Raw genomic sequence first — 23925 nt, 5'->3', positions numbered from 1 at the left:
TTCACGCCAAGTGAGTAATTGCCCAAAGCCAAGGCAAATGCTCATCTTGGTTCAAGGGAGGAATTTAATGAAACTTCGCACGCTTACCCTGGGCTTGTTGTCGGCCAGCACGCTTGCGTTCGCCGCACACGCCGAATCCATCACCATCGCCACCGTCAACAATGGCGATATGGTCCGCATGCAAAAGCTGACCGACGACTTCACCAAGGCGAACCCGGACATCCAGCTCAACTGGGTCACGCTCGAAGAAAACGTGCTGCGCGAGCGCGTCACCACCGACATCGCCACCAAGGGCGGCCAGTACGACGTGATGACCATCGGTACCTACGAGGTTCCGATCTGGGCCAAGCAGAGCTGGCTGCTGCCGCTCGACAAGCTCGGCGACGACTATGACGCCAAGGACATCATCCCCGCCATCGCCGGCGGCCTTTCGGTCGACGGCAAGCTCTATGCCGCGCCCTTCTACGGCGAAAGCTCCTTCGTCATGTACCGCAAGGACCTGATGGAGAAGGCCGGACTGAAGATGCCCGACGCGCCGACCTGGGACTTCATCAAGCAGGCCGCCGACAAGATGACCGACCGCGCGAATGGCGTGAACGGTGTCTGCCTGCGCGGCAAGGCCGGCTGGGGCGAGAACATGGCCTTCCTGACCGCCATGTCGAACTCCTTCGGCGCCCGCTGGTTCGACGAGAACTGGAAGCCGCAGTTCGATCAGCCGGAATGGAAGAACACGCTGCAGTTCTATGTCGACCTGATGAAGGCCGACGGCCCCGAGGGTGCGTCCTCCAACGGCTTCAACGAAAACCTGGCGCTGTTCCAGCAGGGCAAGTGCGGCATGTGGATCGACGCCACCGTCGCTGCGTCCTTCGTCTCCGATCCCAAGGCATCGCAGGTCGCCGATAAGGTTGGATATGCGCTGGCACCCGACAATGGCCTGGGCAAGCGCGGCAATTGGCTGTGGGCATGGTCGCTGGCGATCCCCGCCGGCACGCAGAAGGCCGATGCCGCCCAGAAGTTCGTCTCCTGGGCGACCAGCAAGCACTACGCCGAACTGGTCGCTTCGAAGGAAGGCTGGGCCAACGTTCCTCCGGGCACGCGCTCCTCGCTCTATGCCAACGCCGAGTACCAGAAGGCGGCTCCGTTCGCCAAGATGACGCTGGACTCCATCAACGCCGCCGACCCGACGCATCCGACCGTCAAGCCGGTGCCCTATGTCGGCGTGCAGTTCGTCGCCATCCCTGAGTTCCAGGGTCTTGGCACCACGGTCGGCCAGCTCTTCTCGGCGGCTCTTGCCGGCCAGTCGAGCGTCGACGACGCGCTGAAGCAGGCCCAGGACGCTGCCACCGCGGCAATGACCGAAGGCGGATACATCAAGTAAGGCTCCTCCCGGTGCCGACTGCCGGTCGCCTCCTTGACCGGCAACGGCCGCCCGAGTTCCCAGTTCGGGCGGCCGCCTTTAACGCCTTTTGAAAATTCCGTCTGACCAGTGAAGGGTGACCGTCATGGCTACTCAGCAGACCCGTTCGCTTGCCCGTTTCATGATGGCGCCATCCGTGGTGCTGCTGTTCGTCTGGATGATTGTGCCGCTGGTCATCACCATCTGGTTCTCTTTCCAGCAATACAACCCGCTCAATCCGGTCCGCGACGGCTTTGTCGGCTTCTCGAATTACGCGCTGTTCTATTCCAACCCGGCCTTCCTGCAATCGATCCTCAACACGCTCACCCTGGTGGTCAGCGTGCTCCTGATCACGGTGATCGGCGGTATCCTTCTGGCGCTGCTGATCGATCAGCCGATGTGGGGCCAGGGCATCGTGCGCATCCTGGTCATTTCGCCGTTCTTCGTCATGCCGCCGGTGGCCGCATTGGTGTGGAAGAACATGATCATGCACCCGCAATATGGGGTGTTCGCCGACATAGCGCGCTTCTTCGGGGCCCAGCCGATCGACTGGTTCGGGCAGCATCCGATGCTGGCGATCATCATCATCGTCGCCTGGCAATGGCTGCCTTTCGCCACGCTCATTCTCTTGACCGCGCTGCAGTCGCTCGACGGCGAGCAGAAGGAAGCCGCCGAGATGGACGGCGCCGGCTTCATCAGCCGCTTCATCTATCTGACGCTGCCGCACATGTCGCGCGCCATCACGGTCGTCATCCTGATCCAGACGATCTTCCTTCTCTCCGTCTATGCCGAGATCCTCGTCACCACCAATGGCGGCCCGGGATACGCCTCCACCAACCTGCCCTTCCTCGTCTACCAGAAGGCGTTGCTGGAGTTCAAAATCGGCCAGGCATCCGCCGGCGGTGTGATCGCCGTCATTCTCGCCAACATCGTTGCCTTCTTCGCCATGCGCGCCGTCGGCAAGAACCTGGACAAGTAAGGGAGGCTACGATGGCACGCTCAGTCACCACCCAGCACAAGACGATTGCGACAGTTGCCGCCTGGATCGTCGCCCTGCTGATCTTCTTCCCGATCCTCTACACGATCATCACCTCGTTCAAGTCGGAGCAGGAAGCCATCCAGGGCTTCAGCATCATCCCGTCGGGAACGTTCGAGAGCTATGCCGAGGTTCAGGCGCAGAGCGGCTACTTCAAATTCTTTTTCAACTCGGTGCTGCTCTCGGTCGGCTCGACCATCCTGGCCCTGCTCGTCGCCATACCGGCGGCATGGTCGATGGCCTTCTCGCCGACCAAGCGGACCAAGGACATCTTGATGTGGATGCTGTCCACCAAGATGATGCCCGCGGTCGCGGTGCTGTTCCCGATCTACCTGATCTTCCGCGACACAGGACTGCTCGACAGCCGCATCGGCCTGATGATCATGCTGATGCTGATCAATCTGCCGATCGTGGTGTGGATGCTCTACACCTATTTCCGCGAAATCCCGGGCGAGATCCTGGAAGCGGCGCGCATGGACGGCGCATCGCTGTGGAACGAGATCATCTATGTGCTGACGCCGATGGCGGTGCCGGGCATCGCCTCGACGATGCTGCTCAACATCATCCTGGCCTGGAACGAGGCGTTCTGGACGATCCGGCTGACGACGACGGAAGCAGCACCCCTGACCGCCTTCATCAGCTCGTTCTCCAGCCCGCAAGGCCTGTTCTGGGCCAAGCTCTCGGCCGCCTCGACACTGGCCATCGCGCCGATCCTGATCATGGGCTGGTTCAGCCAGAAGCAGCTGGTACGCGGCCTGACATTTGGTGCGGTCAAATAATTGATGGCGCGGTGAAGTAACGGAATTGCCCGAAGCAATCGGCAGAAATAACCCCTCGGGGAGGAAATCATGGGAAACATCACGCTCAAGAACGTCTCCAAATCCTTCGGAGCGACGTCCATCATCCCCGGTCTCGACCTGGTGATCGAGAATGGCGAGTTCGTCGTCTTCGTCGGCCCGTCGGGTTGCGGCAAGTCAACGCTGCTGCGGCTGATCGCCGGGCTCGAGGACACCAGCGGCGGCTCCATCAACATCGACGGCCGCGACGTCACCGGCGAGGCACCGGCCAAGCGCAAGCTCGCCATGGTGTTCCAGTCCTACGCGCTCTATCCGCACATGACGGTGGCCAAGAACATCGGCTTCCCGCTGAAGATGGCCGGCGAGGACAAGGCGACGATCGACAAGAAGGTGGGAGACGCGGCGCGCGTGCTCAACCTGACGAACTATCTCGAACGCCGGCCCGGCCAGCTTTCCGGCGGCCAGCGCCAGCGCGTCGCCATCGGCCGCGCCATCGTGCGTCAGCCGACCGCCTTCCTGTTCGACGAACCGCTGTCCAATCTCGATGCGGCACTGCGCGGCACCATGCGGCTGGAGATCAGCGAGCTGCACCATCAGCTCAAGACGACCATGATCTACGTTACCCATGACCAGGTCGAAGCCATGACCATGGCCGACAAGATCGTCGTGCTGAACGCCGGCAACATCGAGCAGGTCGGCTCGCCGATGGAGCTCTACAAGACGCCGAAGAACCTGTTCGTCGCCGGCTTCATCGGCTCGCCGAAGATGAACCTGATCGAAGGCGCGCCGGCTGCCAAAAACGGCGCCAAGACCATCGGCATCCGTCCCGAACACCTGGAGATCTCGACCACGGCGGGCGAATGGAAGGCGGTTGTCGGCGTCGCCGAGCATCTCGGCTCCGACACCTTCCTGCATGTCCAGGCCGATGGCGTCGGCCCGCTGACGGTGCGCGCCGACGGCGAACTCGGCGTCCATCATGGCGACACCATCTATCTAACGCCCGACAAGGCCAAGCTGCATCGCTTCGGCGCCGACGGGAAGGCAATCTGAACATGCGGCTGGCCGGCAAATCCGCGCTGATCACAGGTTCGGCCCGCGGCATCGGCAGAGCCTTCGCCGAAGCCTATGCCGGCGAAGGCGCCACCGTCGCCATAGCCGACATCAATCTCGAGGCGGCGCAGAAGACGGCCGCCGAGATCGGCGGCAGGGCCTATGCGGTCAAGCTCGACGTCACCGACCTCGCCTCCATCGAGGCGGCGATGAAAGCCGTCGAGACGAAGACCGGCGGCCTCGATATCCTGATCAACAACGCCGCTCTTTTCGATCTGGCACCGATCGTCGAGATCACCAAGGCAAGCTACGACAAATTGTTTTCCGTCAATGTCGCCGGCACGCTGTTCATGCTGCAGGCAGCCGCCCGCTCGATGATCGCCGCTGGCCGGGGCGGCAGGATCATCAACATGGCAAGCCAGGCCGGGCGACGCGGCGAGGCGCTGGTCGGCGTCTATTGCGCCACCAAAGCCGCCGTCATTTCGCTGACACAGTCAGCGGGGCTCGACCTGATCAAGCACCGCATCAACGTCAACGCGATTGCCCCTGGCGTCGTCGACGGCGAGCACTGGGATCACGTCGATTCGCTGTTCGCCAAATATGAGAACCGGCCGAAGGGCGAGAAGAAGAAGCTGGTCGGCGAGGCAGTGCCGTATGGCCGCATGGGCACGGCGCAGGACCTCACCGGCATGGCGGTTTTTCTCGCCAGCAGCGACGCCGAATACATCGTCGCCCAGACCTACAATGTCGATGGCGGCCAGTGGATGAGTTGAGGCGGGGGACGGCCTCTGCTCCTCGTCCCTCCGCGGGGAGCAGAGGCCGACATCAGCGGGCGCGTAGCCAGTGCCACCCCTTATCCTCTCCCCGACCGGGAGAGGAGCGTAACGAAGGCCTAGATCCGGCCAAAGGGTAAAACAGATGACCGTGAAACTCTCGTCCTCAAACCTCTCCAAACTGCCCACTGAGGTCGCCGGGCCGAACTATGACCGCGCGACATTGAAGGCCGGCATCGTGCATTTCGGCGTCGGCAATTTCCATCGCTCGCATCAGGCCGTCTATCTCGACGATCTGTTCAATTCGGGCATCGGCCATGACTGGGCACTGATCGGCGCCGGCGTGTTCGACGGTGAAAAGATCGGCCGCGGCAAACTGGAAGAGCAGGACTGGCTGACCACGGTGGTCGAGCAGGACAGCGGCCATATGAGCGCCCGGGTCACCGGCGCCATGATCGACTTCCTGATGCCCGGCGATGGCGCCGGCATCATCGAACGGCTGGCCGACCCGGCGATCAAGATCGTTTCGCTGACCATCACCGAGGGCGGTTATTTCATCGATCCGGCATCCGGCGTGTTCAACCCGACCCACCCCGACATCGTCGCCGATGCGCAGCCCGGCGCGACGCCGAAGACGGTGTTCGGCATCATTCTTGCCGGGCTGGTGCGGCGGCGCGATGAAGGCACCGTGCCGTTCACGGTCATGTCGTGCGACAACATTCCCCACAATGGCCATGTCACCTCGGACGGCGTCATCGGTCTGGCCCGCCTGATCGACGAGGACCTGGCGAACTGGGTCAGCGAAAAGGTCGCCTTCCCGAACGGCATGGTCGATCGCATCACGCCGGCCACCACGGACCGCGAACGCGGCATCCTGGCCAAGGATTTTGGCCTCGAGGACAATTGGCCGGTGTTCTGCGAGCCGTTCCGGCAATGGGTGCTGGAGGACCATTTCACCGATGGCCGGCCGCCACTGGAAAAGGTCGGCGTGCAGTTCGTCAAAGACGTTGCGCCCTATGAATTGATGAAAATCCGCATCCTCAATGGCGGCCACGCGACGATTGCCTATCCGGCCGGCCTGATGGACATCCATTTCGTCCATGAGGCGATGCAGGAGCCACTGGTGAGCGGGTTTCTGGCCAAGCTCGAACGGGAGGAAATCATCCCGACGGTGCCGCCGGTGCCGGACACGGTTCTGGAAGATTATTACCAGCTCATCGAGAGCCGCTTTTCCAATCCCAAGATCGGCGACACGGTGCGCCGGCTCTGCCTCGACGGCTCCAACCGCCAGCCGAAGTTCATCATCCCGACCATCGCCGACCGGCTGAAGGCCGGAAAGAGCGTCGCGGGCCTGGCACTGGAATCGGCGTTATGGTGCCGCTACTGCTTCGGCACGACGGATAGCGGCGCCGTCATCGAGCCCAACGATCCGAGCTGGGGCCGGCTGCAGGCAACGGCAAAAGCGGCAAAGGGTGCTCCCGCCGCCTGGCTTGCCATGGAGGACATCTATGGCAATGTCGGCCGCGCGACGGCGTTTGTCGAGGCCTTCGCCCATGCGCTCAACGTGCTGTGGGCGAATGGCGCGCGCGCGACGCTGACGCGCTACCTCGCCGGCAAGCTCTGAGAGCCATTCTCGGCCATGACGCCTGAACTGGTCATCTTCGACTGCGATGGCGTGCTGGTCGACAGCGAGGCGCTCTCCGTCTCGGCGCTGCTCGGCATGGTCAAAGTCGCCGGCGGCAGCGTCAGTGAGGATGCCGCCTACGAGCATTTCCTCGGCAGGAGCATGAAAAGCGTGCGCGAGATCCTCGGCCGCGACTTCGGGCTCGATATCACAGACCTGCACCTGACCGAGATGCGCGTCGAACTGATGCGCAAATTCCGCGAGGAGCTGAAGCCGATCGCCGGCGTCAAGAAGATACTGCCGAAGCTTGGGCTGCCGTTCTGTGTCGCGTCCTCGGGCACGCTCGACCGCATCCGCTACGCGCTCGACGTCACCGGATTGCTTGGGCTGATGGAGCCGCACCTGTTCAGTGCCACCATGGTGGCCAAGGGAAAGCCGGCGCCGGATCTGTTCCTGCATGCCGCCGCCAGCATGCGGGCTCATCCGCGCAAATGCCTCGTCGTCGAGGACAGCCCGGCCGGCATCATTGCTGCGCGCGCGGCGGGGATGCGCGTGTTTGCCTTCACCGGCGGCTCGCATGCCGGCAACCCGACCTTGAAAGCGCGGCTTGCGTCGAGTGAGCCGGACTTTATATTCGCTGACATGCTGCAATTGCCCGATCTGATTGCAGGCCTGGGAGCGAGAGACAGAGCATCTTGACGAAACAGTTCGTTTGCGCGGTCGATGTCGGCACCGGGAGCGCTCGCGCGGGCATTCTCGACACCACAGGCACCTTGCTCGGCCGCGCCGAGCGGCCGATCGCCATGAACCAGCCGAAGCCCGATCACGCCGAGCATGATTCGCGCGATATCTGGTCGGCCGTCTGCACCGCCGTGCGCGCTGCCCGCGAAAAAGCCGGTGTCGAGCCTGAGGACATTGTCGGCATCTCCTTCGATGCCACCTGTTCGCTGGTGGTGCGCGACCGGCAAGGCGGCCAGCTCAGCGTCTCGGTCACCGGCGACAAGCGCTGGGACACCATCGTCTGGCTCGACCACCGCGCCATCGCCGAGGCCGACGAATGCACGGCAAGCGGCCACGCCGTGCTGAATTACATCGGCGGCGTCATGTCGCCGGAAATGGCGACGCCGAAGCTGATGTGGCTGAAGCGCAATTTGCCGCGGACGTGGAATGAAGCCGGCTATTTATTCGACCTGACCGATTTCCTGACCTGGCAAGCGACGGGCTCGCTGGCCCGCTCGCAATGCACGCTGACCGCCAAATGGACCTATCTGGCGCATGAGGAGACAGGCTGGCGGCGCGATTTCTTCGAACTCGTCGGCCTCGACGATCTTTTCGAGCACGGCAGCCTGCCGGAAAAGGCCAGTCCCGTCGGCGCCGATATCGGTCGATTGACGGCGCAAGCGGCGGCCGAGCTTGGACTGAGCGAGAAATGCCGGGTCGGCGCCGGGGTCATCGATGCCTATGCCGGCGCGCTTGGCGTGCTCGGCGGCTTTGCCGATGACGAACAGGATATCGGCCGGCATTTGGCGCTGATCGCCGGCACGTCGAGCTGCGTCATGGCGATGTCACCGGATCCGCAGCCCTTCGCCGGCGTCTGGGGGCCGTATTACGGCGCGGCGCTGCCCAGGCTGTGGCTGTCGGAAGGCGGCCAGTCGGCGACCGGCGCCCTGCTCGACCACATCATCCGCTGGCACGGCGCCGGCGGCGAGCCGGATGCCGCCATGCATGCGAAGATCGCCGGGCGTGTCGCCGAGCTGCGCGCCACCGAGGGCGACAACCTCGCCGCAAGGCTGCATGTGCTGCCCGACTTTCATGGCAACCGCTCACCGCTCGCCGATCCGCATGCGGTCGGCGTCGTCAGCGGGCTGACGCTGGACTCCTCCTTCGACAGCCTGTGCAAGCTCTACTGGCGCACCGCCGTCGGCATCGCGCTCGGCGTGCGCCACGTGCTGGAGGCACTGAACGAAAATGGCTATCTGATCGACACGCTGCACGTCACCGGCGGCCACACCAAGAACCCGCTGCTGATGGAGCTCTATGCCGACGCCACCGGCTGCAGGGTGATCGAGCCGCTGGCCGACGAGGCGGTGCTGCTCGGCACCGGCATGATCGCCGCCACCGCAGCCGGGCTGTTTCCCGACCTCAACGCCGCCTGTCTTGCCATGCAGCAAGGCGGCCGGACGCGCCCGTCGAACCCGAAATCATCAGGGCGTTTCGAGCGCGACTACAAGGTTTTCCTCGAGATGCACCGCCAGCGGCGGATGCTGGACGCGATCCGCTAGAGCATCGGGGCCGGTCGCTGGCTCAATCCGTTCCTGTCCCTCCTCTCTTGCCTTCATGTCGCGTTTCGTCCAGAAGCTGACGCAAACGCCGCGAAACCGAAGGTTTTGCCGTTTGACATGCGGCTTCCGGCTCTGGCCGACGTGCCGTAGCTGGAAAGAGCGGAACAATGTCTGCGATCGAAGCCGGCGCTCGCGCGCCGGAAAGTCTTTGGCGTCAGGAAATCAGGGCGACGCTGGCGCTTGCCTGGCCGATGGTGCTGACCAATCTCGGCCAGACCGCGATGACGGCCACCGACGTCATGATGATGGGTCGTCTGGGGCCGGATACGCTGGCCAGCGGCGCGCTTGGCGCCAACCTTTATTTCATGCCGCTGATCTTCGGCCTCGGCCTGATGCTGGCGACCTCGCCGATGATCGCCACCGAGCTCGGCCGCCGCCGCTATTCGGTGCGCGACCTGCGCCGCACCGTGCGCCAGGGCCTGTGGCTGGCGATCCTGATCTCGATCCCGATCTGGCTCGTGCTTTGGCACGGCGAGGGCATTCTATTGGCCATGGGCCAGGACCCGGCGCTCGCCCGTCAAGCCGGCATCTATCTGCGCTGGCTCGAATGGGCGGTGCTGCCGTTCTACGGCTATATCGTGCTGCGCTCGTTCATCTCGGCGCTGGAACGGCCGGGCTGGGCGCTGGTCATCGTCTTCGTCGCCGTCGCCTGCAACGTCTTCTTCAACTGGGTGTTCATGTTCGGCAATCTCGGCGTGCCGGCAATGGGCATTGCCGGGTCGGGCCTTGCCACCTCGCTGTCCTCAGCGCTGATGTTCATCGGCATGGCTGCCGTGGTGATGCTGGAGAAGAAGTTCCGCCGCTACCATCTGTTCGGGCGCTTCTGGCGGTCCGACTGGCCGCGCTTCAAGGGTCTGCTGCGGCTCGGCCTGCCGATCGCCGGCATTCTCGCCTTCGAGGTGACGATCTTCAATGCGGCGGCCCTGCTGATGGGCCTGATCGACGCGGATTCCCTGGCCGCGCACGCGATCGCCATCCAGATCGCCTCGATCTCCTTCATGGTGCCGCTCGGCCTCAACCAGGCGGTGACGGTGCGCGTCGGCCTTGCGCACGGCGCCGGCAATCCGGAAGGCGTTTCGCGCGCCGGCTGGACCGCTTTCGTCATCGGTGTCTCGTTCATGGCGCTGATGGGGCTGGTGATGATCCTGTGGCCGCATCCGCTGATCAGCGCCTTCATCGATCTGGGCAATCCGGCCAATGCCAGGGTGATCGAACTTGCCGTGTCGTTCCTCGTCTTCGCGGCGCTGTTCCAGGTCTTCGACGGCGCCCAGGCGGTGGCCGCCGGCATGCTGCGCGGCCTGCACGACACCAAGGTGCCGATGATCTATGCCGCGATCGGCTATTGGGGCGTCGGCCTGCCGCTCGGCGTGCTGCTCGCCTTCCATTTCGGCCTGCATGGCGTCGGCATCTGGATCGGCCTGTCGACGGGGCTGGCCGTGGTGGCCGCGCTGCTTCTGGCGCGCTGGCTGCGGCGCGACCGGTTGGCGCCGCCGCTGGTGTTTGGCCATTGAAACAGGACAGCTGCCGGTTTGGCGGCCGCTATGTCCCAATATTGTAGCTGATTAAGCGGCGCCTGTAGAAACGTTCGTGCCGTGAGCCGGCGCTTGGCACCGAGGCAATGAACGTCTTGGCCGAGAGCGGAACTATGTTCCCTTCACGATTCTCGGCTTGCTCGGCTGGCGGGATTGAGCTGCGCTCTCGAGGGCCTGGGCCAACCGCTTCTCGTCTTCGATGGCGCGATCGACTGCCTCAATTTCTTCCTGGAGCGCCTTCAGCTCGGCTCCGTAGCTGGAGCCATCGCTGTCCCCTATCTGAAAGCCACTTGCCCGCATTGCATCGCGGGTATGGTGCACGTTGCGGACTCCTTCACGTCGGGTTGCGACCAGGATTTCCCGGAACTCTCCAAGACGTTCAACGTGATTGCGAGTCATTGCGTTCTCCTATTTCGTCGTCATCGTCGCCGACGGCGATTCAGAACGGCTAAAAACTACGGCGCAGACCGTTTAAGTGAATACAGGAGATACTCTCGACAAAGCATGAGTGCGGAAGCTCAAATTTGAACGTCTTCAACAAGTTGGAGCGCGGCAGCGGAGATGGCTCGGGACCCGAGCCGGTCGGCGCATGGGTAACCCGGCCGTCCTCGAACCGCGCTTCAGCTTGTTATCTGTTCGGCGACAGCCTCTTCGAGGCCGGCTGCGGCTTGAGCGGCGAGACCGCGCGCTGCCGCCTGTGAATCGTAAAACTCCTCGAGCGCATGAACCGTGCCCCACCGCAGCGTGAACACGTGGAGACCACGGTTGACGTAGGACGTATCGCCGTTGAGCAGGGTTGCGGTGCCATCCCACTGGGCAAACACGGTGGTATGCCACGGCCAACCCTTCACCCAGACGTGGTTGACCGTGAGATGGAGAGTGGGCAGAACACGGCCGAGGCGCTCGAACCAGCGGCGCAGGGCTTGCTTGTCGTGGCGCTCCCCACCAAGCGCGTGGGCGCCACCAACCCGGTGATGGACATGCGGCGCGATGGCCTTCACCGCCGCGTCCCAGCGATGGTTGTTGACGTCATCGAAGCTCTGCCGGATCGATTTCTCGACAAAATAGCTGTAAAGCATGTGACCTCTCTCCGAACTTATTGGTGGCGCGCCGTTCCGACGCGAGAGCCCCGGCCAGCATCGCGCGGCCGCGGGCCTGCGCGTCAGGTCAGGGCATTGTCGCGTCGGCTCGCAGGGATGTGTCAGTCTCGGTCGAGACCGTCACTTCCTTACCGGACCTTGAGAACGCGTAGAGCGAGCCCGGGTAGCCCGGTATGGAAAACGACACAGCGTCACTGTTGGCGAGGCCCATGACAACCCGCAGCGGATCACCCCCGGCCTTCGGTGCGAAAGTGGCGGTGACCTCAAGCAGGTCGCCGCGCGGAACGTAGTAGGCCACCATGTCCAGGTGTCCCTGGTGCAGGCTGCCGCCTTCGATCGGGCGTCCGATGGTGGCTTCCTCGGCAAGAGCCGGGGTTGCAAGAAACAGCGCTGCCAGCAGCGAGGCGCTCAGGGTTTTGCGGATCATCTCATTTGTCCTTTTTTAGATTGCGTTCACCCTCTATATAGGGTATAGATTACGAATGCAATCTAAAAAAGGAGATGACGATGCGTGTGAGTCGCACTCAGGCCGCGGAAAACCGCGAGACCGTGATCAATGTGGCAAGCCGGCTTTTCCGGGAGCGCGGCTTTGACGGCATCGGCCTCAAGGACCTGATGAAGGGTGCCGGGCTGACCCAGGGCGCCTTTTACAAGCAATTCGAGTCGAAGGACGATTTGGCGGCGCTGGCGTCCAGGCGGGCGATGGAAAGCGCCACCCACAAATGGTCGGCCGCGACCGCGGCACATCCTGGGAACCCGCTCGACGGGGTGATCTCATTCTACCTCAGCATGGACCATCGCGGGGAAAAGATGGACGGCTGCCCGGTCGTTGCGCTCGGCTCGGATGCGGCCAGGCAAGGTGCCGAGGTGAAGGCATCATTCGAAGCCGGCATCAAGGCATACCTTGAGATGCTCGGCGGATGGGTTGGCGAGGGCGACAGCGAAAAGACCGGCAACAAGGCAATGGCCGTTCTCTCGACGATGGTCGGCGCGGTCGTGCTCTCGCGGGTCGTCAACGACCCCGACCTTGCACAGGCTTTTCTGGATGCGGCGGCCGATCAGGTTCGCGAAGCAGTCGCCCCTTGAACGGCGCGAGCAGTGCCGCCGGCACACCAAGGACAGGAGAGCAGATGCAACGGATTGTCGTCACGGGCATGGGAGCGGTCACGCCTCTTGCCGCCAATGTCGAAGCGTCCTGGTCACGCCTGCTTGCCGGCCGGTCGGGCGCTCGCAGGCTTCCTGACGATGTGGTGGGAGAGCTGCCGGCTAAGATTGGCGGCGTGGTTCCCTCCCTGGGCGAAGATCCGGAGGCTGGTTTCGATGCCGATGCCGTCCTGTCGGCGAAGGATCAACGCAAGGTGGACCGGTTCATTCTCTTCGCGCTGGCCGCGGCGGAAGAGGCGCTGGCGCAGGCGCAATGGAAGCCTGCCCTGGAAACCGATCGCCTGCGCACGGCCACGATCATCGCTTCAGGGGTCGGCGGGTTCCCCGCCATCACCGAGGCGGTGCGCACGGTGGACCTGCGTGGCGCCCGCCGCCTGTCTCCCTTTACGGTGCCGTCCTTCCTTGTAAACCTCGCGGCGGGCCACATCTCGATCCGTCATGGTTTCAAAGGTCCACTCGGAGCACCGGTGACGGCATGCGCGGCGGGCATCCAAGCGATCGGCGACGCCGCCCGCCTGATCCGCGCCAACGAAGCCGACATCGCCGTATGCGGCGGGACGGAAGCGTGCATCAACACCGTCAGTCTCGGCGGTTTCGCCGCGGCGCGCTCTCTTTCAACCGGCTTCAATTGGGCGCCGGCTCAAGCCTCGCGCCCTTTCGACACATCGCGGGACGGCTTCGTCATGGGCGAAGGAGCCGGCGTGCTGGTCATCGAGGCATTGGACCACGCGTTGGCGCGCGGCGCAAAGCCGTTGGCTGAGCTCGTCGGCTACGGCACGACCGCCGATGCCCACCACGTCACCTCCGGACCGGAGGACGGCGACGGCGCGCGCCGGGCCATGCAGATCGCGATTGCCCAGGCAGGGATTTCGCCACGCGAGGTTCGTCATCTCAATGCGCATGCGACATCAACGTCAGTCGGCGACCTGGGTGAGATCGAAGCGATCAAGAGCGTGTTCGGGCGCGATTTCGCGATAGCTGTCAGCGCCACGAAATCGGCGACCGGACATTTGCTCGGAGCGGCCGGCGGGCTTGGTGCGATCTTCGCAATCCTGGCGCTCAGGGATCAGGTCGCCCCGCCAACCCTCAACCTTGGCGAGGCCGATCCGGCCGGCGACGGAATCGACTTCGTCGCAAACGCGCCCCGGCCCATGGAGATGGAGTACGCGATCTCCAATGGCTTCGGCTTTGGCGGCGTGAATGCCAGCGCCCTGTTCAGACGCTGGAACTAACCGGTGGCCAGACGCAGTCATGACCAACGCCCTTTGCCCCGGCCTCTCATGCTTTTCCCAATCCGATCCAACGCAAAGAAGGATATGATTTCCATGAACAAGACCAACCCTGGCGTCGCCCTGGTCACAGGGGCATCTTCCGGCATCGGGCGCGCTACCGCCGATGCCTTGCTAGGCGCCGGCTTTCGCGTCTTCGGAACCAGCCGTCGCGCGGCCTCCCGGCCATCCGCCGGCGTTACCATGCTGACCTGCGACGTGACCGACGACGCGTCCGTTGCGACAATGGTCGATGACGTTCTGGCCAAGGCCGGACGCATCGACCTGCTTGTCAACAATGCCGGCATGGGCCTGTTTGGCGGCGCAGAGGAGTCCTCGACCGCCCAGGCTAAGGTGCTGTTCGACGTGAACGTCTTCGGCGTCTTGCGTGTGACCAACGCGGTGCTGCCGGCAATGCGGCGCCAAGGGAAGGGCAGAATCGTGAATTTGAGTTCGGTGCAGGGGCTCATCCCCGCTCCCTATTTCGCACTCTACTCGGCGACCAAACATGCCATCGAGGGTTATTCGGAGTCGCTCGATCACGAATTGCGCCCGTTCGGCATCCGCGTTTCGCTGGTGGAGCCCGCCTATACCCGCACGGCATTCGAGGACAATCTTGCCGCCCCCGACCGGTCGCTCGAAATCTACGACTCCGCGCGTGCCGGGATGACTGTATCCGTGCGGAAATCGATGGAAAAAGGCGATGCGCCCGAAGTGGTCGCCAGCACCGTTCTGGCCGCGGCGACCGATCCTGCGCCGAAGAAACGCTATGCGGCTGGAAAAATGGCGCGCCAGGTCAGTTTCCTGCGCCGTTTCGTCCCCGCGTCCGCATTCGACAAGAGCCTGCGCAAGCAGCTTGGGCTGCCGGCCTGAAATCGAGCGCTGCCTTGGCGCGTCAGCGAGCAGCCGCCTGTTTCTCGAGCCTGCGGGCGTATTGCGTCAGCGGAAAGCACATGACGAAGAAGATCAGAGCCACCAGCCCGTAGACCTTGAACGGTTCGAAGGTCGCATTGTTGATGGCGTTGGAGGTCCGCACCAGCTCCTCGAAGCCGATGATCGAGGTCAGCGCGGTCGATTTGATCAGCTGAACCAGGAAGCCGACGGTGGGTGCGCGGGTGATCGAAAAGGCCTGCGGCAGGATAATCAGCCTCAGCTCCTGCAGATAGTGCAGGCCAAGGCTTGCGCCGGCGTCCCATTGCCCCAGGGGTAGCGCCGCGACGCCGGAGCGCCAGATTTCGGCGAGATAGGCGCTGGCGAAGAAGGTGAGGCCGAGCGCCGCCGCCGTCCAGGGTTCGATGCGAAGGCCGAGCATCGGCAGCCCGAAGAACATCAGGAACAGCTGCATCAAGAGCGGCGTTCCCTGGAACAGGGCGATGTAGCCGGAGGCTATGCGCCTGCTCCACTTGTTCTTGGCGATCCTGAAGAACAGCACGACCAGGCCGACGATGCCTCCGCCGATGAAGGCGGCCAGCGATAGCAGCACCGTCCAGCGGGCGGCGAGCAGCAGGTTGCGCACGATGTCCCAGGAGGTGAACTCGATCATGATACGCCGGCTCCGAGCGCACGGCGCCCGCCTGACACCAGCAGCCGGCGCAAGGCCATCGACAGAGCGAGATAGACCAGCGTCACGACGAAATAGGTCTCGAAAGAGCGGAAGGTGCGCGCCTGCAGCATGTCGGCCTCGTAGGTCAGTTCACGCACGGCGATCTGCGACACCACGGCCGACTCCAGCATCATGATGACGATCTGGCTGGTCAGCGCGGGATAGATGATCTTGAGTGCCTGCGGCAGCACGATCTTGACGAACACCTGGCGGGGCCGCAGCCCAAGCGCGAGCGCTGCTTCCGTCTGTCCGCCGGGCACGGCGTCAAGCCCGGCGCCGACGATCTCGATGGTGTAGGCCGCCATGTTGAGCGTCATCGCCAGCATGGCGGCCAGGATCGGATCGAGCCGGATGCCCAGGCTGGGCAGGCCGAAGAAGATGAAGAACAGCTGCACCAGGAACGGCGTGTTGCGCATCACCTCGACGTAACAGGCGATCGCCCGCTTGAGCAGAACCGGGCCGTTTCGTCGCCCCGCGGCACCCAGGATGCTGAGCAGCGTTCCGGCCAGCGTGGTCACGGCGATCAGCAGGATCGTCGTGGCCGCGCCGTGCGCGATGTCGCCCAGAGCACCCGGGAGCCAGGCAAAGGCCACGGAAACTCAATCCTTGAGGTTTTCGGGATTGAGCGGCGTCTTCAGCCAGGCTTTCGAGCTTTCGTCCAGCTTGCCGTCGGCCAGCATCTTGGCGACCGCATCGTTGACGGCCTTCTTCAGGCCGTCCTCATTCTTGTTGAGGCCGATATGCGAAGGCGAGGTCAGAAGCTGGAACTTCTGCTCCGGCTTCAGCGCATCCTGCTTGGCCAGCACCTGCGCGCCGACATCGTTGCCGACGACCATCAGCTGCGTCTGGCCGGAGATGAAGGCCTGGATCACCGAATTGTAGTTGTCGAAGCGCTTGATGTCGGCCGACGCCGGTGCTGCCTCGGTGAGCGAGGTGTCTTCCAGCGTGCCACGATTGACGGCGATCGACTTGTCGGCGAGGTCTTCCTTGCCCTTGACCGTCAGAGCCGCCGGACCGATCACGGCGATGTAGTAGGGCGCGTACGCGGCGGCGAAGTCGATGACCTGTTCGCGTTCCTTCGAGTAGCCGACGCTCATCAGGATGTCGACGCGCTTGTCGTTCAGATACGGGATGCGGTTCTGGCCGGTGACGGCGATGGGGTTGAGCTTCACCTTGAGCGTATCGGCAATGTATTGCGCGACATCCATGTCATAGCCCTTGAGGCTCATATCGGCGCTGGCCGAGGAGAAGGGCGGAAAGTCGGCGAAGACGCCGACATTGATGGTGCCGGCCTTGGTGATGTCCGCCAGCGCATCGGCGCTTGCGGCTTGTGTGGCGAAGCCGAAACCGGCCGTGCCAAGCATCAGCACGGCGGCGATGGAGGCAAATGTCTTGCGGATTGTCATTGTTATTCCCCTGTCTGGACGCTTGTTTGTTGGATACGGCCGCCGGCTCCAGCGCGGCGGCCGCCTTCGTTTGGATTCGTAGAGGTCAGGCTCCCTTGCCGGTGATAGCCGGGCTGAACACCATCAGGCTCAATATCTCGAACAGCACCTGTGCGGCGGCGTGCGCCGTGTTGGTGGTAGCGTCATATTGCGGCGCCACCTCGACGACGTCGCCGCCGACGATGTTGAGGCCCTTGAGGCCGCGCAGCAGTTCGAGCACTTCGCGCGTCGTCAGCCCGCCGACTTCCGGCGTGCCGGTGCCCGGCGCGAAGGCCGGGTCGACGCTGTCGATATCGAAGGACACATAGGTCGGGCCGTCGCCGACTATTCTGCGCGCCTTCTCGATGATGGCCGGAATGCCGAGACAGGTCACCTCCTCGGCATGCACCACGGTCATGCCGGACTCGTAGGTGAACTCCCACAGATATTCGGCCGAGCCGCGGATGCCGATCTGGATGGTGCGCGTCGGGTCGAGCACGCCGTCAAGCACCGCGTTGCGGAACGGGCCGCCATGGTGGAACTTGGTCATGTCGAACAGGCCACTGGTGTCGCAGTGGGCGTCGATATGGATCAACCCGACCGGAGCTTTCTTGCCGACGGCCTTCAGGATCGGATGGCTGATCGAATGGTCGCCGCCTATCGAAAGCGGGATGACGCCGGCATCGACGATCTGGTTGGTGCGGCGCTCGATATCCTCATGGCTTGTCTCAAGCCGGTAGCGGCTGCGGAACGGCGTGTCGCCGATATCGGCGACCCGGAGCTCATGTGTGGGCGCGCATTCCAGAACGTGATTGTAGGGGCCGATGCGCTCGATGGCACGCAGCGCTCGCGGCCCGAAGCGCGAGCCTGGCCGGTTGGTGACGCCGAGGTCCATCGGCACGCCGATCATCGCTACCTGCAAATCGCCGAAATCCGGATTGTCGGCCGATATTTCGCGGTACGGCGCGGCGAGGAAGGTCGGGATGCCTGAATAGGGCGCCAGCCGCGTGCCGCTCTTGGAGAAGATCTTATCGGCGACCTTGCGGAATTTCGGGTCGAACATCTCGCCGCCATGGCTTTCACCATATTTGCGACGCAACGCGTCGAGCTTGCCGCGATCATATCCCATGTCCGCTCCTCCTGGGCTGATGCAGTGCCGCCGCGGATGACGCCTGCGAACCGACCGTCATCCGGCCGGGCCGCTGTCCCGCTGGCTGCCTGCAGATTTCACGTCTTGATGCTGTTCCAGGTTCAGTGTCCGGCAGCGGCATTGAAAAATCAATTGATATTGTTAGGGTGTTTTCTGTGAGAAAATCTCACAATAAAGTTGATACCCATGACCAAGCGCCTGCCACCGCTTAATCCGCTGCGCGCCTTCGAGGCAACGGCCCGGCATGGCTCGCTGACCAAGGCGGCCATTGAGCTGAATGTCACCCATGGCGCCGTCAGCCATCAGATCAAGGCGCTCGAGCAGTCGCTCAGTGTCAAGCTGTTCGAGCGGGCCGGCCAGCGGGTCAAACTGACACCGCATGGCGCGGAGCTTCTGCCGGCGGTGTCGAGCGCCTTCGACGGCATCGCCGCCGCCACCCAGCGCATGACAAGGCCGGCGAGCAGCGGCACACTTTCGGTCTCCTGCGTGCCGGCGCTTCTGTTGTTGTGGATGACACCGCGGCTCGGCAGTTTCATGGCGCAATACCCCGACATAAGGCTGACGCTCATCCCTTCCAACGATTCCAAGGATTTGCGGGCGCCCACCATCGATGTCTGCGTGCATTATGGCGACGGCAGCTGGACCGATTGCTGGATGCGCAAATGGTCGGGCCTCGAACTGTTTCCCGTGGTCAGCCCGACACTGATCAACAACCGGCCGATCCGCAGCGTCAGGGATCTCGCCGACCATGTCTTCCTGCATGGCGATGACGGCCGCGAATGGCACACCTGGCTGGCGGCCGCCGATGCGCTGGACCTGGAGCGGGGTCGCCGCCATCATCTCGGCGATGCGCGCATGGCGACCGAGGCGGCGGTGCATGGCCATGGCGTGGCGCTGGGCGACTCGGTGACGGCAAGCGCGCTGCTGGCCAGGGGCATGCTGGTCGCGCCGTTCAGCCTGTCGGTGCCGGCGGTCGACGATTTCTATGTCGTCTGCCGCAACGAGATGCGGGCGACACCGATCGTGCAGGTGTTCATCGACTGGCTGTTCGCCGAGAAGGCCGGGGATGACGGGCGCGCCGACGCCCCTGTGGCCGGCCGCATCGTCAGCCGCCGCAAGCGTCCGGCGCTCAGGGTGATGGGCGGAAAATCCGCAAGTTGATGCCAAGCTCTGCGCCACCGCATGCAGGCAGCTCTTTTTGTCGGGCCAGCCTGAAAGCGGGCAGCGTTCTGGCCGATTCGATGCTATGAGGCCTGTCGCGATTGTGGATGGCAGGCAGCGAAGGCGGTGTTGAGACATGGCTAAGACCGATATTGCGCGGCGCGTCTACAACCACACCTGGAAGCTCGACCCGATCGTGCGCAGCCTGCTCGACACGGATTTCTACAAGCTTTTGATGCTGCAGATGATCTGGGGCATGTATCCCAAGGTCGACGCAACCTTCTCGCTGATCAACCGCACGACCTCAGTGCGGTTGGCTGACGAAATCGACGAGAGCGAACTGCGCGAACAGCTCGACCATGCCCGCACCTTGCGCTTCTCCAAGAAGGAGATGATCTGGCTCGGCGGTAACAATTTCTACGGCCGCAAGCAGATCTTCGAACCGGAATTCCTCGCCTGGCTGGAAGGCTTCCGGCTGCCCGACTACGAGCTGTCGAAGCGCGACGGGCAGTATGAACTGACCTTCAGCGGGCCGTGGATGTACACCACACTGTGGGAAATCCCCGCGCTCGCCATCATCAATGAACTTCGATCGCGCGCGGCGATGCGGGCGTTCGGACCTTTCGCGCTCGACGTGCTCTATGCCCGCGCCAAGTCCAAGATGTGGGCCAAGACCGAGCGGCTGAAGGCGCTGCCCGGCATCCGCATCTCGGACTTCGGCACGCGCCGGCGCCATTCCTTCCTGTGGCAGCGCTGGTGCGTCGAGGCGCTGAAGGAAGGCATCGGCGAAGCGTTCACCGGCACCTCCAACGTGCTTCTGGCCATGGACAACGACCTCGAAGCGCTCGGCACCAACGCACATGAGCTGCCGATGGTGTTCGCCGCCCTCGCCGACTCGGAAAAAGAACTGAGGCAGTCGCCCTACAAGGTGCTGCAGGACTGGCAGCGTTACTATGGCGGCAATCTCTTGATCGTGCTGCCCGACGCCTTCGGCACGGCATCGTTCCTGCGTGATGCGCCGGACTGGGTGGCCGACTGGACGGGCTTTCGCCCCGACAGCGCTCCGCCGATCGAAGGCGGCGAAAAGATCCTGTCCTGGTGGCGCGACAAGGGCAAAGATCCCCGGCAGAAACTGCTGATCTTCTCCGACGGGCTCGAGGTCGAGACGATCGAGGAGACCTATCGCCACTTCAAGGGCAAGGTGCGCATGTCCTTCGGCTGGGGCACCAATCTGACCAATGATTTCGAAGGCTGCGCGCCGACGGAAACCAACAGCCTCGACGCCATATCGCTGGTCTGCAAGGTCACCGAGGCCAATGGCAGGCCAGCGGTCAAACTTTCCGACAATCCGGCCAAGGCGACCGGCGATGTGAAAGAGATCGAGCGGTATCTCAGAATTTTCGGCGAGAAGGACCGCGTGGAGCAATTGGTCAAGGTGTGAGGGGTGGGGTTCCTGGATAGTACGAGTTCCCTGGCGCCCCTCTCTGTCCTGCCGGACATCTCCCCCTCAAGGGGGGAGATTGCTCCCTCATCTCTGCTTTCGCCAATCAACAACATTGCCAGGGAAGAGCCGGCGGCGAAACTGCCAATCTCCCCCCTTGAGGGGGAGATGTCCGGCAGGACAGAGGGGGGCACCGTAGAGTGCCAACACCTATCGTCGTCTTTGTTGCTTACGGCCGCATGGCTCATATTGCCTACCCCCGCCTTTGCCCACGCCTCCGATCGTGGCCATGTCCTGCTTCTGCCGACCGGCTACTATCTGGTCGGAGGCGCCTTCGCCGTGGCCGTCAGCTTCCTCGTCCTTGCGCTGCTGCCTGCGGATTCACTTGACCGCTTCTGGCGCCGGCGCCTGCCATTGTTAACTCTCGGCGATGCCTCCCGGACAGCCATCAGCCTGCTATCCTTCGCCGGCTTTGCAATTCTTATCGCCGCCGCCTTTTTCGGCAGCCGCGACCCACTTTCCAATCCTCTGCCACTGGTGATCTGGACACTGTTGTGGGCCGGCGTCACGCTGCTGCAGGGTGTCTTCGGCGACCTCTGGTCATGGCTCAACCCCTGGTATGGAGCATGGCGTCTCGCCTCGCGCCTGTTCGAGACCAGGGATCACGGAGCATGGCGCCTGCCCGGATGGGTCGGCTGCTGGCCGGCTGTCATCCTGTTCTTCGCCTTCGCCTGGTTCGAACTCATCGATCCGGCGCCCGACGATCCGGGGCGGCTGGCCTTGGCCGCCGGCCTCTACTGGCTGTTCTCTTTCCTCGCCATGCTGGCGTTCGGCTATCGCGACTGGAGCCGCAGCGGTGAATTCCTGACGGTTTTCTTCTCGATGGTGGCGCGCTTCGCCGTGGCCGAACGCAACCAAGACGGCCGGCTTGGCCTGTGCTGGCCCGGCGCCAAGCTGCTGACGGCGCAGCCCCTGCCGGCCAGCGGCATCGCCTTCCTGCTGCTGGCCCTGTCGTCGGTGTCCTTCGACGGCCTGTCGAAGACCTTCTTCTGGCTCGGCCTGTTCGGCATCAACCCGCTCGAATTTCCCGGCCGCACCGCGCTGATCGGCAGCGGCACTTGCGGGCTGATCCTGACATTCGCGCTGCTGGCGGCGGTGTTCCTGCTTGCCGTCCGGCTCGGCCAGCGTTTTGCCGGCAGCGATCACACGCTCGGCCAGGCCGCAGGCCTGCTGGTGTGGTCGATCGTGCCGATTGCGCTTGCCTATCACGTTGCGCATTATCTGACGGCGCTGCTCGTCGACGGCCAGTATGCGCTTGCGGCACTGTCCGATCCGTTCGCGCTGGGCTGGAACCTGTTCGGCACCGCCGACATGCAGATCGAGGCCGGCATCGTTGCGGGGGCGGACTCTGCGTGGTGGCTGTGGAATATCCAGGCCGGCGCCATCATCCTGGGCCATGTGCTCGCCGTCCTCGTCGCTCACGGCTTCGCCTGGCGCCTGCACCCACAGCCCTCCCGCGCGGCACTCAGCCAGTTCCCGCTCACCTTGCTGATGATCGCCTACACCGTCTTCGGCCTCTGGTTGCTTGCCACGCCGACTGTCGGATGAGAAAAGGCGACCAGCATGCCTTCGGGGAAAGCCCGCTTGCCACGTCGGGGCTTTGGTGATTTAGTTTGTACACATGCGATTTTTTGCCTCGTTACAGCCAGTCAAAACTCAAAAACAGGGGAACTGCCGTGACTGACAAGAATGGGTTTTTCGATCTCTCCAGATCCACGCTCACCCGCCGCACGGCGCTGAAGGGTCTGGCCGCCGGCGCCGGCCTGGGCCTGGCCCCCGGCTACGTCCGCTATTCCCAGGCGCAGAGTTCGGCGCCGATCAAGATCGGCTTCCAGTCGCACCGCACCGGCATCGGCGCCGCCTATGGCCGCTGGTACGAGAAGACCACGGCTGCCGCGGTCAAGGCGATCAACGCCGCCGGCGGCATCAACGGCCGTCAGGTCGAGGTGATCATCGAGGATGACGGCACCGATCCCGGCCGTGGCGCCGAGGTGGTCGGCAAGTTCGCCACCCAGCACAAGACCGACATCGTCTTCGGCACGCTGTTCTCGCATGTCGTCATTGGCTCTGCGCCCGCCGCCGGCGAAAACAAGATGCCCTATTTCGTCGTCAGCGAAGGCCATCACGTCGCCTCGACAAAGCTGAACCGCTATGTCTTCCAGCCCGGCATCACCGACGTGAAGAGCCAGATCCAGTCGATGGCGCCGTGGATCGCGGCCAATGCCGGCAAGAAGGTGACGCAGATCTTCCCGGATTTCGCCTTCGGCTACGACCACCGCGACTACCTACCGCCGGCGCTGAAGGCACAGGGCGCCGAGGTCATCGCGCAGATCGCCATCCCGCCAACGGAATCGTCCTTCACCAAATACTTCCCGCAGATCCCGGCCGAGACCGAGGTGATCTACCACGTCATGGTCGGCCCGGCCGTGCTCACCTTCGTCAAGGAGCTCGGTGAGTTCTACGGCTCCAACCGGCCGCAACTGTTCGGCTTCATCGATTCGCTCGAAGCCACCGACATCAACAGCCCCGGCCTCGAATTCCTCGACGGCAGCCATTTCTGGGAAGGCTCGCCGCGCTATGCGCAGGCCGACGATTCCGAGGCGCAGAAGGCCTACCGCACCGCTGTCGGCATCGACGACAATGGCGCCGCCGTCGGCGACCCCAAGGACGTCTCCACCGCAGCCCACATGTTCGGCTGCTGGGAGACGCTCTATGTCGTCAAGAAGGCGATGGAAGACGCCGGCTACAAGGGCCCGGAAGACCGCGCCAAGCTGGTCGAGGCGACCGAGGCGCTGACCGAGTTCGCCGAAGGCCCGGAGCATCCGCAGGGACCGAAAACCTTCAACGGCAAGATCCACCAATGCTTTGGCATCCAGAACATCTCCAAGGTCGAAGGCGGCAAGCTCAAGGTCGTGCACAAGACCAAGATCGAGGACGGGCTTTACGAGGCCGAGGGGGATTACACGACGCAGGCGCTGTGAGCCTGGTTTTGTAAGCACAGTGC

Annotated in this window: 23 protein-coding genes; 16 read left to right on the top strand and 7 right to left on the bottom strand. The window is 63.6% G+C overall.

Translation table 11 applies throughout. The features are described 5' to 3' along the window. The first annotated feature begins 67 nt into the window (after positions 1 to 67). The 9 genes from NKJ67_RS21470 (at position 68) to NKJ67_RS21430 (ending at position 10529) form a co-directional block, all read left to right on the top strand. Positions 68 to 1378 (top strand): ABC transporter substrate-binding protein, encoded by a 1311-nt coding sequence (locus NKJ67_RS21470; RefSeq protein WP_128289362.1) that lies wholly within the window; start codon positions 68 to 70, stop codon positions 1376 to 1378. A gap of 124 nt (positions 1379 to 1502) precedes the next feature. Beyond that, positions 1503 to 2375, top strand: coding sequence for a carbohydrate ABC transporter permease (locus tag NKJ67_RS21465; RefSeq protein WP_352582911.1), 873 nt, complete (start codon positions 1503 to 1505; stop codon positions 2373 to 2375). Positions 2376 to 2386: 11 nt separating this feature from the next. Beyond that, the gene (locus tag NKJ67_RS21460; protein WP_127382577.1) at positions 2387 to 3211 is read left to right on the top strand and encodes a carbohydrate ABC transporter permease; all 825 of its coding nucleotides are present in this window, start codon (positions 2387 to 2389) and stop codon (positions 3209 to 3211) included. A gap of 69 nt (positions 3212 to 3280) precedes the next feature. Then, positions 3281 to 4279, top strand: a complete 999-nt coding sequence (locus NKJ67_RS21455) for an ABC transporter ATP-binding protein (RefSeq protein ID WP_127330447.1) — start codon at positions 3281 to 3283, stop codon at positions 4277 to 4279. A gap of 2 nt (positions 4280 to 4281) precedes the next feature. Continuing rightward, positions 4282 to 5052 (top strand): L-iditol 2-dehydrogenase, encoded by a 771-nt coding sequence (locus NKJ67_RS21450; RefSeq protein ID WP_352582908.1) that lies wholly within the window; start codon positions 4282 to 4284, stop codon positions 5050 to 5052. Positions 5053 to 5197: 145 nt separating this feature from the next. Next, a complete protein-coding gene (locus NKJ67_RS21445) occupies positions 5198 to 6676 on the top strand; it encodes a mannitol dehydrogenase family protein (RefSeq protein ID WP_352582906.1) in 1479 nt (492 codons plus the stop codon). 15 nt (positions 6677 to 6691) lie between these two features. Next, on the top strand, positions 6692 to 7375 hold the full coding sequence (locus NKJ67_RS21440) for an HAD family hydrolase (RefSeq protein WP_127268441.1): 684 nt from the start codon (positions 6692 to 6694) through the stop codon (positions 7373 to 7375). Next, on the top strand, positions 7372 to 8958 hold the full coding sequence (locus NKJ67_RS21435; protein WP_352582904.1) for an FGGY-family carbohydrate kinase: 1587 nt from the start codon (positions 7372 to 7374) through the stop codon (positions 8956 to 8958). Before NKJ67_RS21440 ends, NKJ67_RS21435 begins: the two co-directional genes overlap by 4 nt. 167 nt (positions 8959 to 9125) lie before the next feature. After that, on the top strand, positions 9126 to 10529 hold the full coding sequence (locus tag NKJ67_RS21430; RefSeq protein WP_352582902.1) for an MATE family efflux transporter: 1404 nt from the start codon (positions 9126 to 9128) through the stop codon (positions 10527 to 10529). Positions 10530 to 10661: 132 nt separating this feature from the next. Here the strand turns inward: NKJ67_RS21430 and NKJ67_RS21425 are convergent, their stop codons facing one another. The 3 genes from NKJ67_RS21425 to NKJ67_RS21415 form a co-directional block, all read right to left on the bottom strand. Beyond that, positions 10662 to 10949: a hypothetical protein gene (locus NKJ67_RS21425; protein WP_352582900.1), complete on the bottom strand. Its 288-nt coding sequence runs from the start codon at positions 10947 to 10949 to the stop codon at positions 10662 to 10664. Between the two features lie 221 nt (positions 10950 to 11170). Beyond that, positions 11171 to 11629 carry a nuclear transport factor 2 family protein gene (locus tag NKJ67_RS21420; protein WP_352582898.1) on the bottom strand — a complete coding sequence of 153 codons (459 nt, stop codon included), beginning with the start codon at positions 11627 to 11629 and terminating at the stop codon, positions 11171 to 11173. A gap of 88 nt (positions 11630 to 11717) precedes the next feature. After that, entirely contained in the window at positions 11718 to 12077 is a 360-nt protein-coding gene (locus NKJ67_RS21415) for a hypothetical protein (RefSeq protein ID WP_352582896.1), read from the bottom strand. Between the two features lie 80 nt (positions 12078 to 12157). Between NKJ67_RS21415 and NKJ67_RS21410 the strand changes: the two genes are divergently transcribed. From NKJ67_RS21410 to NKJ67_RS21400, 3 genes are all read left to right on the top strand, one after another. After that, complete coding sequence (locus tag NKJ67_RS21410; RefSeq protein WP_352582894.1) at positions 12158 to 12736, top strand: TetR/AcrR family transcriptional regulator; 579 nt, start codon at positions 12158 to 12160, stop codon at positions 12734 to 12736. Between the two features lie 44 nt (positions 12737 to 12780). After that, on the top strand, positions 12781 to 14046 hold the full coding sequence (gene fabF, locus NKJ67_RS21405) for a beta-ketoacyl-ACP synthase II (protein WP_352582951.1): 1266 nt from the start codon (positions 12781 to 12783) through the stop codon (positions 14044 to 14046). Positions 14047 to 14139: 93 nt separating this feature from the next. Further along, positions 14140 to 14955 (top strand): oxidoreductase, encoded by an 816-nt coding sequence (locus tag NKJ67_RS21400; protein WP_127269244.1) that lies wholly within the window; start codon positions 14140 to 14142, stop codon positions 14953 to 14955. A gap of 22 nt (positions 14956 to 14977) precedes the next feature. On the opposite strand, the gene NKJ67_RS21395 is transcribed toward NKJ67_RS21400, so the two are convergent. The 4 genes from NKJ67_RS21395 to speB form a co-directional block, all read right to left on the bottom strand. Then, positions 14978 to 15625, bottom strand: a complete 648-nt coding sequence (locus NKJ67_RS21395) for an amino acid ABC transporter permease (protein WP_127269243.1) — start codon at positions 15623 to 15625, stop codon at positions 14978 to 14980. Further along, the gene (locus NKJ67_RS21390; protein ID WP_127808345.1) at positions 15622 to 16278 is read right to left on the bottom strand and encodes an amino acid ABC transporter permease; all 657 of its coding nucleotides are present in this window, start codon (positions 16276 to 16278) and stop codon (positions 15622 to 15624) included. Before NKJ67_RS21390 ends, NKJ67_RS21395 begins: the two co-directional genes overlap by 4 nt. A 6-nt stretch (positions 16279 to 16284) precedes the next feature. After that, positions 16285 to 17091 carry a transporter substrate-binding domain-containing protein gene (locus tag NKJ67_RS21385; RefSeq protein ID WP_127808346.1) on the bottom strand — a complete coding sequence of 269 codons (807 nt, stop codon included), beginning with the start codon at positions 17089 to 17091 and terminating at the stop codon, positions 16285 to 16287. A gap of 85 nt (positions 17092 to 17176) precedes the next feature. Continuing rightward, positions 17177 to 18238 carry an agmatinase gene (gene speB, locus NKJ67_RS21380; RefSeq protein WP_352582891.1) on the bottom strand — a complete coding sequence of 354 codons (1062 nt, stop codon included), beginning with the start codon at positions 18236 to 18238 and terminating at the stop codon, positions 17177 to 17179. Positions 18239 to 18445: 207 nt separating this feature from the next. Between speB and gcvA the strand changes: the two genes are divergently transcribed. The 4 genes from gcvA to NKJ67_RS21360 all read left to right on the top strand — a co-directional run bounded on the left by gcvA (position 18446) and on the right by NKJ67_RS21360 (position 23902). Then, positions 18446 to 19420, top strand: coding sequence for a transcriptional regulator GcvA (gene gcvA / locus NKJ67_RS21375; RefSeq protein ID WP_352582889.1), 975 nt, complete (start codon positions 18446 to 18448; stop codon positions 19418 to 19420). Between the two features lie 136 nt (positions 19421 to 19556). Further along, positions 19557 to 20861, top strand: a complete 1305-nt coding sequence (gene pncB, locus NKJ67_RS21370; RefSeq protein WP_352582887.1) for a nicotinate phosphoribosyltransferase — start codon at positions 19557 to 19559, stop codon at positions 20859 to 20861. A gap of 168 nt (positions 20862 to 21029) precedes the next feature. Beyond that, positions 21030 to 22469 carry a hypothetical protein gene (locus NKJ67_RS21365; protein WP_352582885.1) on the top strand — a complete coding sequence of 480 codons (1440 nt, stop codon included), beginning with the start codon at positions 21030 to 21032 and terminating at the stop codon, positions 22467 to 22469. Positions 22470 to 22597: 128 nt separating this feature from the next. Further along, positions 22598 to 23902, top strand: a complete 1305-nt coding sequence (locus tag NKJ67_RS21360) for an ABC transporter substrate-binding protein (RefSeq protein ID WP_352582883.1) — start codon at positions 22598 to 22600, stop codon at positions 23900 to 23902. The last annotated feature ends 23 nt before the right edge of the window (positions 23903 to 23925 follow it).

Source organism: Mesorhizobium sp. M0088 (assembly GCF_040322895.1).
Lineage (GTDB): Bacteria > Pseudomonadota > Alphaproteobacteria > Rhizobiales > Rhizobiaceae > Mesorhizobium.
This window is presented reverse-complemented; position numbering and strand designations above follow the sequence as displayed.